Genomic DNA, 14,756 nt, shown 5'->3' with positions numbered 1-14,756 from the left:
TGAAAAAAACAGGGGTGAAGAGTATGTATGAGGTTGTTGCCATACACGATCATATGCGCTGGCAAAAAATTCTCGACCTTTTCCAAGTAACGGATATATATTACACAAGCCAATATTTTTTAAGCGCAATGAAATTAGACCCCGGCGAGTCAATGATGTTTTATTATAACGATGAGGAAGGAGAAGTTGTTTATCCTTTCATCAAAAGAAGAATAGAAAATGATGCCCCGGGTTATTTTGACATTACGACTCCTTTTGGTTATGGTGGCCCATTATTAAAGACCAAGAATAATGCTTCCAAGCTGACTGCAAATTTCCTTCATGAATTCTCTGCGTTTTGTGAAAAAGAAAAAATTATCGCAGAGTTTATCCGATTTCATCCATTAAAGAACAATGCCCTTATCTTTGAAAAGCAATTAAAATTACTGCCAATGTATGAGACATTTGCCATTAAACTTGATCTGCAAGACCAGCAGCCAAAAGAGCAGGAAGATAAAAATGAACGAAGTAATGGTGAAAACGGCGTAGTTATTAAAAAACTGGGCACGGTTCGCCATATGTTCGAGTTTTTGGTTTTATATTATTCGACTGTACGGCGGCGAGAAGATGCAGATAGCTATTATTTTTTTACTAACGATTATTTTGAAACGCTTATCAGCTCGCTCGGCCCAAACCTTCATTTATTTGGAGCTTACTGTGAGAATAAGCTCGTATCGGCCTGTTATGTACTAACTATGGGAGATACTATTTATCACCATTTGGACGGCAGTCTGGAAGAAGCTGAAGACTCCAATGCAATGAAGGCCCTCTTATTGAAGATTGCGGAGTGGGGAAAAGAAAACAGTTTCACTTTTTTTCATCTCGGCAGTGATTTCAAAGGCGAAGGCAGAAATATCTCTGGCCTAAAAAAAGGAATAGCAAATCAAGAACCATCCACTTTCTATATTTGTGAAAAAGTTCATGACACCTCGATTTACAAGAAGTTAATTTCTATAGAAGAAATTGATGTCATAAAAAGATATCGAAACGTCTAACAATGATATTAATGCGGACTGCAAATCTATAAGCCAACTCAGGAAGGGGTTATCAAATGAGATATTTACAGTATAAAGGAGTCATTGAAAGAGAATATAAGAAGTCGTTGAAAAAGATTATGTTTGATCTTTGTGTCAATGAGGGCTTGACGGCGTCCCAAGGAGCCAAGAAGTTAGGGGTTGCTAAGGAGATTTTTGTCTACTGGCAGCACCATTACCGGTACGAAAGAAAACAATTATTATTTGATCAGATAGTAAATGAATTGGACAAGCTACAGGATGTATATGCCGAAGATGTAAAATCCATCGATCTAAGTAAACCTTTCTTGTATGAAAATGAAGAGTCTCTCCGTGGGCTGGAGGAATTGATCGGGCGCATGATTGATTATTATAAAACCGTTCATTACAATAGTAAGGGATTAGCGATAGAAACTGCTAAACTTCCTATGTATGAATTTAGCCGAAGAGTGGTTGATAGATACCGCAACGGAGTATTGCTGGAAGAAGCAAAGAAAACAGTAATAACTTAAAGTAAATATTTATCAGACAGGACGGAAATTTGATGCAGCCATTTACTGAGAAAGCTATTGAAACGATAAAGAAAATCCCTTTTGGGAAAGTGATGACTTATGGACAAATAGCTGCTCATGCTGGCAGTCCAAGAGGAGCAAGGCAAGTTGCCCGGTTGCTTCATAGTATGAGCAGTAAACATCAATTGCCATGGCATCGTGTAGTGAATGCACGAGGGCAAATCGCTATTCAAAATGAAGAGGCGCGCTTTGCTCAACAATCATTTCTTGAAAAAGAAGGAGTCGAGGTTGATCAACACGGGAAAATTAATTTTGAGCGTTTTCTATTCCGGCCAGACCAGCAGGACGATTAATGAAAATACATACTTCAAAATGAACTTTACATACAATGAATCCGTTTCCCCTACCTTCCGTTTTCAAAAAAACATACTTTAAAATCTGTTTATTTGCTTCCCATGACGGGTATACAATAAAAGTATGTTGTTTTAAATGAAGAGAGGAAAGTAATTTATGAAAAACAATGATAAACCAGTAATTGGTATTACAGCGCGAGTTGAAAAAGACCAAATGTATTCCCTTGATCCAGTTTATGGCCAAGCTATTCTACAGTCTGGCGGATTGCCGTTAATCGTTCCGATAGTAGATCAGGAAGATATTCCGGTATTATGTGAACGATTGGACGGTTTAATCGTCACAGGCGGGGGAGATATCAATCCGTTGCTTTACGGAGAAGAGCCGCATGTACGCTTAGGAGCGGTATATCCTGGCAGTGATGAATACGAGAAAGAATTGATCTTAAATTTCTTAAAGTTAGATAAGCCGTTTATCGGTATGTGCCGAGGGCTTCAAATGCTTAATATATCACTAGGCGGCACAAATTATCAGGATTTAGAAGCGCAGTATGAAGGCGATTTAAATCAGCATAAGCAGCTGGCAATGCGGACGCACCGAACGCATTCGGTTGAGCTTGAAGATGATAGTAAATTGCTTGGCATCATGGGCGAGAAAAAATTCAATGTGAATTCGTTTCATCATCAAGGAGTCAAAGATGTTTCGAGCCAGTTGAAAGTAGCAGCTAGAGCCGCGGATGGGCTTGTTGAGGCACTTGAAAGTGATTCTTATCAATTTGTGATGGGTATCCAATGGCATCCAGAAGAATTTGCGGTCCAAGGTGACGAAGCTTCCAAAAAACTATTTGACCGTTTTGTAAAAGAATGCACAAAAGATATGGGACAAAATCAATAATTATTATAATCATCTTTTTGAGGACTGCACCTCCAATGTTAGGCATTAGCCTGACGTTGGAGGTGTTTTTTGGTTTCTCTCTTTTTGAAAAAACGCGAAAGAAAAAATTGAATAGATAATTTGAAAAAGTAGAGGTTAAGGTTATCCCGAGGGAGGGTATTGATGCTTAAAAAGAATATGGGAGAGGGTTCTATGAATCGTATTTTTATTATAATGGCGCTTATTGGGGTGCCATTGACTGTCATTGGATCACTGATGCACTGGCCCAGTGTGGTGATGTTTATTATCTGTTCAATAAGTATAGTAGCCTTATCCAGTTTCATGGGGCGTGCGACGGAAAGTCTTGCGATTGTCAGTGGTCCACGAATAGGTGGACTCCTTAATGCAACTTTCGGAAATGCGGTAGAACTTATCATCTCTATTTTTGCATTGCAGGCAGGACTCATTGGAGTTGTTCTAGCTTCCTTGACAGGTTCTGTACTAGGAAATTTATTGCTAGTAGGCGGCCTTTCCTTTTTCCTTGGCGGCCTTAAATTTAAAAGGCAGAAATTCAGTGTTCATGATGCCTCCCATAATTCTGGTTTGTTAATTTTTGCCGTAGTCGTCGCTTTTGTAATTCCTGAAATTTTTGCTATGACGATGAATGATACGAAGACCATCCAATTGAGTGTGGGGATATCGATCATTTTAATACTGCTATATTTAGCCGGATTATTTTTTAAGCTGGTGACACATCGCGGCGTATATGCCCACGCGGATCCTGAAACTGAGTCTTCACATGAAGAGCCGGAATGGTCCAAAAGAAAAGCGCTTATTATTTTATTAGTTGCTACTTTGATTGTGGCTTATGTTTCCGAAAATTTAGTGCACACGTTTGAGGAAGTAGGAGAACAGTTTGGATGGTCAGAGTTGTTTATTGGAGTTATTATTGTAGCGATTGTAGGGAATGCAGCAGAGCATGCATCCGCTATAATTATGGCAATGAAAAACAAAATGGATATCGCAGTTGAAATCGCCATTGGCTCTACACTGCAAATTGCCATGTTTGTAGCACCAGTACTCGTATTGATTTCGCTCTTTATGCCGGTGCAGATGCCATTGGTTTTCACGATATCTGAACTTGTCGCAATGATTACTGCGGTATTTCTGGCAATCAATGTAATGAACGACGGAGAATCCAACTGGTTTGAAGGTTTAACGCTTCTTGCTGCTTATCTGATTATGGGCATTGGATTTTATTTACTGTGAAAAACGTAAGACTTTTGACATCTGCTTCATTGTATACATTGAATCATGGTAAACTGAATATATCAAAAAAAGGCGGTGGTTCTTATCGGAACAGTATCATTAAATGACAAATATTTAAATCAATTCATTGAAAAAGACGAAGTGATCGCAGTACAGGATTTTGTCAAAGCAGCTCACCGTAAAATCCACGAAAAATCAGGTGCCGGAGCTGAATATTTGGGCTGGCTGGATTGGGCCACTCAGTTGGATAAGGACGAAGTATCCCGTATTGAAGAAACGGCACAAAAACTTTGCAGAGAAGCAGAGGTGCTGATTGTCATCGGCATAGGCGGCTCCTATTTGGGTGCGAAGGCAGTGCAGGATCTGCTTTGTCCATCTTTTGGCTTAAATAAAATGGAAGTAATTTATGCTGGCCAAAATTTAAGCGGCCGTTATATGGAGGAACTTTTATCTTTTATCGAAGGAAAAGAAGTGGCGTTAAATGTAATTTCAAAATCCGGCACAACTACTGAGCCGGCTATAGCATTCCGTGTGCTGCGTGCTTGGATGTATGAGAAATACGGTGAACAAGCTGCAGAGCGTATTATTGTCACTACTGATAAAACCGAAGGTGCTCTTCGAAAAGCAGCAGATGCTACAGGTTATACCTCATTTGAAATCCCGCCAGATATCGGAGGGCGCTATTCGGTTCTGACTGCGGTCGGATTACTTCCTTTAGCGGTTGCTGGAGTAGACATTAGGGCCTTAGTAGACGGCGCAGCGCAAGCAGAAAAAGACTTGGCATCGGAAGATCTGTTTGAGAACGCTGCCTATCTTTATGCTGCCTACCGCCAAATCCTAAATGCCAGAGGTTATTCGATAGAAGTTCTTGCCAGTTTTGAACCAGCTATGTCAGGTATAAACGAATGGTGGAAGCAATTGTTCGGCGAAAGCGAAGGCAAGCAAGGCAAAGGCATTTTCCCTGCATCCGTTATTTATTCCACGGACCTGCATTCTTTAGGACAGTATCTGCAAAACGGCCGCCGTACCTTGTTCGAAACCATGATCAGTTTTAAGGAAGAGCAATATCAGAGCAGAATCCCATTTGATCAAGAGAATGGAGATGGCTTAAATTATTTGGCTGATAAAACACTGCATGAAGTCAATCAGCAAGCGATGAATGCAACAGCATTGGCGCATGTAGAAGGCGGCGTACCCGTTGTGACAATCGAAGTTGAACGAGTAGACGCCTTCCACACCGGTTATTTGATTTATTTCTTCTTGAAAGCATGTGCAATGAGTGCCTACTTGTCCGGCGTTAATCCATTTGACCAGCCGGGTGTCGAATTGTACAAGCAGAATATGTTTGAATTGCTTGGAAAGCCAGGATACGAGAAAAAGATTTAAACGAAAAAACCAGCGGCTCAAAAAGCCGCTGGTTTTTTCGTTGAATTAAGCTTTGAAATTTTCTTTAACTGACCAAGGCTCGGGAATGCGAGCCTGGACAGCGACTTCGTTCTTCACTGACCAAGGCTCCGGAATGCGAGCCTGAACAGCGACTTCGTTCTTCACTGACCAAGGCTCGGGAATGCGAGCTTGGACAGCGACTTCTGATTCAACCGACCAAGGCTCCGGTATACGTGGTTTGACTGCCGATTCATCCCCATTAGCCCCAATGGATAAACTCGTCAATGCAATAATAGCTGTAAACAAAATTCCAAAACTTCTTTTCATCAATTTCACTCCCTATCTTATAATTGTAGTTTTTTTGTATGCTTCCCTTGCTTTATTGAAATTAAAAGCAGACTTTTCATACTTCTTTAGTTTATAGTAAACATTACCCAAATGTCCGTAATAATATCCCATTTCAAAAAAATTGTTATCAATTTCCAGACATGGAATCAATCGTGTATTTACCATGCTTTCAAAATCGTCATACTCATCATTTAAAAAATGAGTTAAACAAATAAATTCGATATAAGCTTCTTTAAAGGCATGGTTCGTTGGCGAATCCATATTGAGTTTTTTTACTTCAATAAGTTTGACGCCTTTCACTTTCCACTTATTAGCTTCTTCCAAATTGCCAAGTTCGATATGGCATTTAATCAAGATGCAGTAACTTAGCAGCATATCAGCAATATATTCAGGAGGAATGAATTCTAAACAGTTTTCAATATGGATAAGCGACAATTCGTAATCCTGAAAAATAAAGTAGGAATAACCTAGGTTAAATTCTGTTGTAAATCTTAGTATATCAACATCCAGTTTGCTTCCGATTGCCAACGCATTTCGATGGTGTTCCATTGCTGTTTTGTAGTTGCCAAAACGTTGATGAGTGATAGCAATATTCAAATGGCATTCTACAATTCTTTTGGGGATAAACTCTTGTTGATAGATTTTTAAGGCTAACTCAGTATATTTATTAGCCATACTAATTTCCCAGCAGCGATTTGCTGTAATTCCAATTGAGTAATAGAGATCGGCTAAATCTGAACTGGCTATAGTCGTTGGAACTATCTTTTCAGCCATCAAATAAGTTTTCAGCGCTGATTCAGGATCATCTAAAAGATAATGGTAGTTGCCTGTATATTTATGGAACAAGTAAAACTGCTCCTGGTTCATAAATTCTTTAAACCGTTCCATTTCCTTTAGCTTTTCTTCTGCACTTTCCAAATCTCCAGTAATAATGAAATACCGGATTTGTTGGATATTATATTCCAATTCGATATCTTCATTGGCATGCAACAGGGGATGATCATGGATATCTGCATACTGCTCCATAATTTTTCCTTTATTCTGAGGATGAAGCAGAGAAGTTTTGAAGTTTTTGACCAGTACTTGGCCAATCGGGTTTTCTTTTGGAGCTAAAGAAATTTCCAGCTTCTTGCATAATGCTTCTAAATCAAGCAATGAGGGCTCTTTAAGGCCAGATTCAATTTTTTTCAGTTCTCTTGGAGAAAGAATCCCTGAAGCGGTTTCTTCTAAGCTGATTCTCTTTTTTAATCTATGATATTTGAGGCGTAAACCTGTGTTCATTGATTCTCTCCTTTCCATTTGAATGGGCAGAATATCGGTCATCCATGTAGGAGAGTTCTTTTCCAACTTCGTCGCGGCTTCTGAGAAATAGACAGTTGAAAGATTGTTAAGTACTATAATATCCGCCTCCACAACTATTAGTGTACAGCAATTCCATATATTACATCCATGATATCATCAATTTTCGAAATAAACTGCTTTTTTAAGACCTATTTTATTAATAAAAATAAAAGGTAAATAATACCTACAAAAGAAATTATTATAATGCACAAACGATTAGAAGAAGTATGCAAAGCTGCTTTTTCAAGAAAATCTGTATATTATCGTCCATTAATAAGCAAATGATTAAAACAGCGTGCAACCCATGGTACTTACAGTAAGTTTAAATCTTCTTCCTTCAAGGGTAAAGATACTAAAATACTTTATTCCGATGGAGGTTTTTGCATGGGTTCTGAAAAGCAAGTGCTGGCAGTTGTCTATTCAGAGAAAGATTTATTAAATAAAATCTATGATCTTAAACAGCAAGGACATGAAGAAAGCGAGATACATGTTATGGCGAAAGACATGGACCGATTCGATCGAGTAGAAAATCAGACAGCAGCAGAAATCGAAGGAGCCGGTTCTTTTAAAGATAAATTCAAAGGTATTTTCTCCCGCCAAGAAAACAATGGAGAAGGAATAAAATCATTGAACCTATCCGAATCCGAGACTGAACGTTATTCGGATGAACTTGAAAAAGGGGGAATCCTTCTATATGTCATGGGTGGGCGGAAAGGCATTGATGAAGTGATTGCTGAAAGCCATTTTCGTGACCGTGAAGGAAATCCGGTTGAGGCTTCCACTAATGAATATGTGAATTCGGTGGATAATACTTTTGATGATCCACAAGATCGTTTTGACCGAGGGGAATCATTTCAGCATGATCCATTATTGATGAAAGAAGAAAACCACATTTCTTTCACTACATTGCCTGAACATGAGAAGAAAAAATAAGATGCAGCAAAGAAGCCATACTTTAAAGCCTTATTAGAAACTGAGAAGAACAAATTATAGAAGAAGTACAAAAAAACCTCCGAATTATTCTGGAGGTTTTCTTTAGTAAAGGGGATGAATGAGAGGGCAGGGATGTTTTAGCTTTCTGGCCGTTAGGGTAGACATATATTAAAACCAGTTACAGGAGGCTGAAAAAGATGAAACCATTGAATCGAGAAATTGTGTTAGTATACAGCCAAGAAGAAATGCTAAGCAAAGTGGAAGAATTGAAGATGCGAGGTTATCAAGAAAATGATATACATGTACTTGTAGACGATGATTCAGTACTTGGAGCAGTCGATAATGACCGGAATATCCAAACTCATGAAACGGGTTCTATTGGCAGTAAGTTCAAATCATTTTTTACCGGTAAAGATACTGTGCGTGAAGAATTAAAGAAATTGGACCTTGAGCAAAGGGAAATAGATGATTATCAGGAGAACCTTGAAAACGGAGCGATCTTGCTTTATACCGAACAGTCGTCAAGAGAAGATGATAACTACTCATCGTTTGGAGATGATGCTCGGCCTATTGATAGCGATGAGGTAAAACGCAATACAGCCATGGCGCCTTTTGGACGTGATATAGAACGCGATGATTTAAGACATAATGATGCACCTATACGCGATAAAGATGTAAGTACCGATTTGGGTACTACGGGAATCCGATCGGATGAAATTTACACCACTGAAGTGCCAAGAGAAGAGCAATATGGACTTCCAAGTTATGGAGACAAAACCCAGGATTCCCGGCTGAAAGGCGATAGCATCCACCCGACAACTGGCAGTCAAACTGCCGATGAGAGTTTGCCGGAAGAAAAATTGATGGAACATGAACCAGGCCTCGGATCAGCTGCAGGAGGGGATATATTGAACACGGATGATGGAGTCCATCGCAGACAAGATGACCAGTCTCCAGGTGTAGACCCAAATCTGGGCCCGGCACCATTTGGCCGTGATTCCGAAGAAGAGCATTTATTGAATGACAGAAATGATGATTTTGAAAAGCCGCGCAGTCCGAGAGAAGGAAAAACGCTTCACGAAGAAGCCGATAAAAAACCTGGCACTCCACCAACACCTAAATTGTTTTAAACGAAAAACAGCCTTCACACGAAGGCTGTTTTTTCAGGCTGTCGAGAAACTCTTGGCAGTCTTTTCTCATTTCGCTCCAGGTGGGACGCTTTCCGCGGACATGGCTTCAGTCTCCTCGTCGCTTCGCTCCTGCGGGGCCTTCAGCTCATGTTATTTCCGCTGGAAGCGAACTGTGCAAAAGTATTTTTGCACGGTTCGTTTGCGACGAAGCTAGCGCAGCGATGCAGGAGCACCTCTTTGCCCTTCGCCCACCTTCCGCTGCATTCAGCTCTCTGTTGTCACTTGTAGAGACTCTCTAAAAGTGGGACGGTTTAAGAAATTCCTCTCTTGTTTATTCCTACTCTCCAGATATGGAGCCAACCAGCGGAGAAAACCGAACTGCTCCTGCGCAAGCTCGTCGCAAAGACTCGGCCTCGCAGGCGTCGGCCAATGTCTTGCCTGCGGGGCAGCGTAGCGACGAGACAGCCGAGACCCTGCAACGCCCTTTCATGTTTCGAAGCTAGCGCAGCGATGCAGAGACAGAAACAGGAGCGAAGCGACGAAGTGGCTTGGCGCTCGCCCGCGGCAAGCGGAGCTGGTTGGCGGAATATCGGTTAAGGGATGATACCTTATACAAATTTCAACTTTCTCAACAAGCTGGGAAAAAAAGCCTTCAAACGAAGGCTTTTTTTTCGTTGGATTATTGCCGCTTAAATCGCACAATCGCCATGCCCAGAAGGGTACCAACAATTGCTGGCACAAACCAGCCAATCCCTTGTTCAAATAATGGCAAGACACTGATAACCTTATCTACATTATTGAAAGATATGCCGGCTGAACGAAGGCCATCGAATATACTGATAATGCCGGTTAAAGTGAGGGCAATCACATAAACCAATGGCTTTCGGTCGAAAGAACGGTCAAAAAATGACAAGATAACAAGAACAATAGCAATTGGATAAATTGCCAATAACACAGGGAGGGACACTGCAATCAGCTGTGTTAATCCTATATTAGCGATTAAAGTACTGAATCCGGCATACGCCATAACATACGAGACATACGAAATTTTTGGATAGATCTTATGGGAAAACTGGGCAGTGGCTGCAACCAAACCGATGGAAGTCGATAAGCAAGCAAAGAGAATAGCAGCCGCTAAAATGACTCCTCCCATTTCGCCAAAAAGAACTCTGGACGCCAGAGCGATAATCGTCCCGCCGTTGTCCTGGAGGCCAATAGCAGACACACTGGTTACGCCAATGTAGCTTAGCGATAAGTAAACCAGGGCTAAGCCGGATGCTGCAATAATACCGGCAAAAGCAGTCGTCTTCAAAATACTTCTTTGGTCTGTTACGCCTTTTGCGCGGATCGATTCAATAATGACGATGCCGAAGACAAGGGCTGCGATAGCATCCATTGTTAAATATCCTTGCAAAAAACTGTTGAAAAAGGCATCAGTATTGTAATTGCCTACAGGCTCTTCTATTTCTCCCATAGGTGTAATAATGCTTTTTACGGCCAATAAACCGATTACCAAAATCAAGATAGGCGTTAAAATTTTTCCGATCCGGTCTACTAGCTTTGTCGGGTTTAATGAAAACAAAATGGTCACGATGAAGAAGATGATAGTGAAAGTGAGCAATGGCCAGAAAGAGGAACTCAAATTGCTCGGAAGAAAAGGCGCTACCCCAATTTCAAAAGAAACAGTTGCCGTGCGCGGGATTCCAAAAAAAGGGCCAATAGTCAAGTAAACAATAGAAGTGAAAATAATACCGAAAATCGGATTGACACGGCCGGCAATTGTTTGCAAATCACCTCCAGCTTTTGCTATTGCCAAAATACCAAGAAGAGGCAAACCGACCCCGGTCAATAGAAACCCAGTAATAGCAGGCACAATATTATTGCCGGCAAGTTGGCCGAGATAAGGAGGAAAGATAATATTTCCAGCTCCTAGGAACAAGGCGAATAACATAAGGCCGACCATAATTGATTCACTTAAAGTAAGTGTTCTTTTTTGCATAATAAACTCCTTTATAAAACAATTTGCATAAGTCTATATTATAACTGAACTGCAGAACTTTAAAAAACTTAAGTAAAAAAACAAAAAATCCGATCAAATTGACCGGATTTTGAATTCTGTTACTTATTGTCTTTTTTAAATTCGCCAACTTGATCCTGCAAATCGCCTTTGGCTTTATCAATTTTACCTTCAGCTTGTTTTTTATGGTCGCCTGTAGCATTTCCGACTTGGTCTTTCACTTCACCTTTGCCTTTATTTACTGCGCCTTTTAGTTTATCTGATAATCCTTCGCCATTGCTCATTGAAATTCCTCCTCTAAAATGTCTTATTCTATATATAACCGACAGAATAATAGTTAAACATTAAATATAGCGGCAGTAAAAAACTCCCGGCATGCGCGCAGGGAGTTTTGCGAATTAGCTGTCATATAAGTGCAGATAAGGTATACTTAGCGGCATCTTTTACACTGCCGCAAAAATCCTGTTCTGCTAAACGCCTTAAAGTAGTTAATGGAGTACGCGGATTTTCGGCTACTCCTTTTCGCACTTCAAAATGCTGATCCATGGATAAGTCGACAAGTAATCCTATACAAGTGATGGATTTAGCCAGTTCAGCACGCTGCAAATACTGCATTTTTAATACAGCAGCTTCGTCCCAAGGCGTCCACTCCGTCAAACTTGCATAAAACTCCAGATTGCCATTCATCTCATTTTGCACCCCTAATAAAATTTTTGTAAAATTCTAATTACACCGTCATTATAACATGAATTTAAATATATGCCAGAAATTTAACATGAACGCAAATATACAGGGTAATTCAAATTTTAGTATTAGCCGATATGTCATCTGAAAAACGCGGCATTTACTAAGACGTTATGATGAGGTGAGTGAATTTTATCACATTATTTATATAGAAGGAAAAGTACTAATCCGAAGCTATTTCGGTATTCACTCTTATTAAAAGAAACGGTCTTAGAGCTGCAAGTAAACGCGAGAATGAAATATCGGAATTTGTACATCAACACTTGCTTTAGCCGATTAAAATCTTAAAACATTAATTAGACAAACAAAGAACTTGAATTATTAAATACAAAACAAAGTTAATTGATCGGAACTTAATCTCTCAAAATTCGTCTAATGTTTTGAAGCAGAAAAAACATACAAAAATATGGATTTTTTAGTTAGACATGGTATAATGACAATTGGATATGTATGTTGATTAGAAGTTTTGAGGAGGAAAGACATGCTATACCTGACTTTGGTTTTGGCATTTATAGCTTCGATAGTATTGACTCCAATTGTAAAGCGATTAGCTTTCAAAATAGGAGCAGTTGACCGTCCCAATTATCGAAAAGTACATGCGAGAATAATGCCGCGTTTAGGCGGATTAGCTATATTTGGATCATTTGTAATCGGTTATTTTATTCTAAGACCTGAAGAATCGATTTCTAATGCTGTAGAACCCGCATTTATCCCTATTTCAACAGCTGTATTATTAGGGGCATTGATTATTACAGTTACAGGTGTTTTAGATGATATGTATGAAATATCAGCAAAAGCTAAATTGCTGGGCCAGTTGCTTGGAGCTGCCATTGTAGTGATCGGCGGAGGACTTGAAATTTCTTTCATCAACTTGCCATTTGGCGGCGAATTGGATTTCGGCTATTTTAGTATCCCTTTAACCATCATATGGATTATTGGTATTACAAATGCGATTAATTTGATTGATGGATTAGACGGTTTGGCAGCAGGTGTGTCAACCATTGCGTTAATTACATTATCAATTATGGCCTTTATTATGGGAGATCCTTTCGTTATGTCACTCGCAGCTATTTTAGCAGCAAGTTCAATTGGATTCTTATTTTATAATTTTCATCCAGCGAAAATTTTCATGGGTGATACAGGTGCATTATTTTTAGGATTCATGATTTCTGTTCTAGCATTGATGGGTTTCAAAAACATCACTGTTGTTGCATTGATCATTCCAATCATCATGTTGGGCGTTCCTATTTCGGATACTTTTTTTGCAATTGTACGCAGAGTACGTGAAAAGCAATCGATATCGGCAGCCGATAAATCCCACTTGCACCATTGCTTATTGAATATCGGGTTCTCGCATCGCCAAACAGTTCTCATCATTTATGGTATAGCTGCTTTATTCGGATTGGCAGCATTGTTGTTTTCTCAAGCGACATTATGGGGCGGAATTTTGCTGATCAGTGTAATGCTGATTGCAATTGAATTGTTTGTAGAAATTGTTGGTTTGGCCGGGAAAAACTACCGCCCATTAATCAATCTTGTGAAATTAATCGGAAAATAAAAGGATCGAACGAAAAGCATACCGCTTTTCGTTCGATCCTTTTTGTTCTATGGCTTGGTTAAGATTTGTCTCTAAGAAAGGTGAAAACCGCAGCTCGGCTGCGGTTTAAAAATCTTCTTCATTGGTTTCTTCAGTCAAGTCCGTATTACTGCTGTCCGAAAAAGTCGAAGAGTCTGGCTGGAATCCTAAATGACCCTTCAAGATATCCTGGACTTCTGACAATGATTCTTCATCCAGCTTCCAAAAATAAGTGCCAGTGGACATATCGTCATAGCCATCCAACATCAGTGTATCAATATTTGGCTTGCCACCTCTAGCGTATTCGAAAAACGACTGCATGTCTCTGAAGGTTAAGTCGGTTTTCATATTATCGCCGATCGCATCAATGACATTGCCATACTTGGTGAGGGAAGAAGCAGATAAGATTTTATCCATAATGCTTCCAATAATCATCTGCTGGCGCTTCCCGCGCTCAATATCATTGTCGTAATGGCGCGTTCTCGCCAGTGCAAGTGCCTGGCTTCCGTTCAAGGTTTGCAGACCAGCTTTTAACTCGATAGCATCTTTTTTGTCATTTTCATCTTGTTCTTTTAAGTCATATGGAACCGTTACTTCAATGCCTCCAAGGGCATCGACTACATCGATAAAAGCATCAAAATTCATACGGACATAATAATCGACAGGCACTTCCAATAGGTTTTCAACTGTATCAATTGTAGAACGAGGCCCTTCGTATCCGTATGCATGCGTAATCTTGTCTTCATATCCTACAGCAGGAATAAATGCATAAGTATCTCGGGGAATGCTTACTAATTTAATCGATTTATCAGCATTATTGAGTGTAGCCAGAACCAATGCATCAGATCTCGTGCTATTTTCGTTTTGGCTGCGCTTTTCACTATCATCTACTCCGATAAATAAAATCGAAACATTGTCATGTAAAGGCTCTACCTGTTCATCACGCAAGTCTGATCCGTCGCCAGCAGCTTCAAAAGATCTGTCTGCGGCATCTTCGGCTTTTTTTACTAAATAAATTCCGTAGGCGGACCCGCATAAAAGCAACGAAACAACTAAAGCGGCAGTAATTTTGATAGCAGTCCGTTTTTTGCTCGATTTCTTTTTTCGGTAATTTTTACGATTCATGGTTATAACTCCTCTGTAAAGGAATGGGCTAACCGACTATTCAATTCGATTGATCCAATCTTTCCGGTGTAATTTGACGTACTTTTGTAGGTCTTTGGT

The 14,756-nt window shown here is 39.9% G+C and carries 15 protein-coding genes; 9 read left to right on the top strand and 6 right to left on the bottom strand.

Going from position 1 to position 14,756, the window contains the following annotated elements; translation table 11 throughout:
* Positions 1-23: 23 nt before the first annotated feature.
* The 6 genes from QWY16_RS14115 (at position 24) to QWY16_RS14090 (ending at position 5,443) form a co-directional block, all read left to right on the top strand.
* Positions 24-1,034: a GNAT family N-acetyltransferase gene (locus QWY16_RS14115; RefSeq protein ID WP_300989860.1), complete on the top strand. Its 1,011-nt coding sequence runs from the start codon at positions 24-26 to the stop codon at positions 1,032-1,034.
* A gap of 56 nt (positions 1,035-1,090) precedes the next feature.
* Positions 1,091-1,564, top strand: a complete 474-nt coding sequence (locus QWY16_RS14110) for a hypothetical protein (RefSeq protein ID WP_300989859.1) — start codon at positions 1,091-1,093, stop codon at positions 1,562-1,564.
* A 32-nt stretch (positions 1,565-1,596) separates the two neighbouring features.
* On the top strand, positions 1,597-1,917 hold the full coding sequence (locus QWY16_RS14105; protein ID WP_300989858.1) for an MGMT family protein: 321 nt from the start codon (positions 1,597-1,599) through the stop codon (positions 1,915-1,917).
* Between the two features lie 157 nt (positions 1,918-2,074).
* Entirely contained in the window at positions 2,075-2,809 is a 735-nt protein-coding gene (locus QWY16_RS14100; RefSeq protein WP_300989857.1) for a gamma-glutamyl-gamma-aminobutyrate hydrolase family protein, read from the top strand.
* A gap of 192 nt (positions 2,810-3,001) precedes the next feature.
* The gene (gene cax / locus QWY16_RS14095; protein WP_436837145.1) at positions 3,002-4,057 is read left to right on the top strand and encodes a calcium/proton exchanger; all 1,056 of its coding nucleotides are present in this window, start codon (positions 3,002-3,004) and stop codon (positions 4,055-4,057) included.
* A gap of 84 nt (positions 4,058-4,141) precedes the next feature.
* Entirely contained in the window at positions 4,142-5,443 is a 1,302-nt protein-coding gene (locus QWY16_RS14090) for a glucose-6-phosphate isomerase (protein ID WP_300993454.1), read from the top strand.
* Positions 5,444-5,488: 45 nt separating this feature from the next.
* On the opposite strand, the gene QWY16_RS14085 is transcribed toward QWY16_RS14090, so the two are convergent.
* Positions 5,489-5,770, bottom strand: coding sequence for a hypothetical protein (locus tag QWY16_RS14085; protein ID WP_300989855.1), 282 nt, complete (start codon positions 5,768-5,770; stop codon positions 5,489-5,491).
* Between the two features lie 12 nt (positions 5,771-5,782).
* The gene (locus QWY16_RS14080) at positions 5,783-7,072 is read right to left on the bottom strand and encodes a helix-turn-helix domain-containing protein (RefSeq protein WP_300989854.1); all 1,290 of its coding nucleotides are present in this window, start codon (positions 7,070-7,072) and stop codon (positions 5,783-5,785) included.
* A 444-nt stretch (positions 7,073-7,516) separates the two neighbouring features.
* On the opposite strand from QWY16_RS14080, the gene QWY16_RS14075 reads away from it, so the two are divergent.
* Together QWY16_RS14075 and QWY16_RS14070 are read left to right on the top strand one after the other, a co-directional pair.
* A complete protein-coding gene (locus QWY16_RS14075; protein ID WP_300989853.1) occupies positions 7,517-8,065 on the top strand; it encodes a YflT domain-containing protein in 549 nt (182 codons plus the stop codon).
* A gap of 197 nt (positions 8,066-8,262) precedes the next feature.
* Positions 8,263-9,195, top strand: coding sequence for a YflT domain-containing protein (locus QWY16_RS14070; protein WP_300989852.1), 933 nt, complete (start codon positions 8,263-8,265; stop codon positions 9,193-9,195).
* A gap of 679 nt (positions 9,196-9,874) precedes the next feature.
* Here QWY16_RS14070 and brnQ read toward each other — a convergent pair.
* From brnQ to QWY16_RS14055, 3 genes are all read right to left on the bottom strand, one after another.
* Entirely contained in the window at positions 9,875-11,194 is a 1,320-nt protein-coding gene (gene brnQ, locus QWY16_RS14065; RefSeq protein WP_300989851.1) for a branched-chain amino acid transport system II carrier protein, read from the bottom strand.
* A gap of 119 nt (positions 11,195-11,313) precedes the next feature.
* Positions 11,314-11,496 (bottom strand): CsbD family protein, encoded by a 183-nt coding sequence (locus QWY16_RS14060; RefSeq protein WP_300989850.1) that lies wholly within the window; start codon positions 11,494-11,496, stop codon positions 11,314-11,316.
* 121 nt (positions 11,497-11,617) lie between these two features.
* Positions 11,618-11,899: a hypothetical protein gene (locus QWY16_RS14055; RefSeq protein ID WP_300989849.1), complete on the bottom strand. Its 282-nt coding sequence runs from the start codon at positions 11,897-11,899 to the stop codon at positions 11,618-11,620.
* A 538-nt stretch (positions 11,900-12,437) separates the two neighbouring features.
* On the opposite strand from QWY16_RS14055, the gene QWY16_RS14050 reads away from it, so the two are divergent.
* Positions 12,438-13,514: a glycosyltransferase family 4 protein gene (locus tag QWY16_RS14050; RefSeq protein WP_300989848.1), complete on the top strand. Its 1,077-nt coding sequence runs from the start codon at positions 12,438-12,440 to the stop codon at positions 13,512-13,514.
* Between the two features lie 105 nt (positions 13,515-13,619).
* On the opposite strand, the gene QWY16_RS14045 is transcribed toward QWY16_RS14050, so the two are convergent.
* Positions 13,620-14,657, bottom strand: coding sequence for an LCP family protein (locus QWY16_RS14045; protein WP_300989847.1), 1,038 nt, complete (start codon positions 14,655-14,657; stop codon positions 13,620-13,622).
* Positions 14,658-14,756: the final 99 nt, after the last annotated feature.

Source organism: Planococcus shenhongbingii, from assembly GCF_030413635.1.
Taxonomy (GTDB): domain Bacteria; phylum Bacillota; class Bacilli; order Bacillales_A; family Planococcaceae; genus Planococcus; species Planococcus shenhongbingii.
This window is presented reverse-complemented; position numbering and strand designations above follow the sequence as displayed.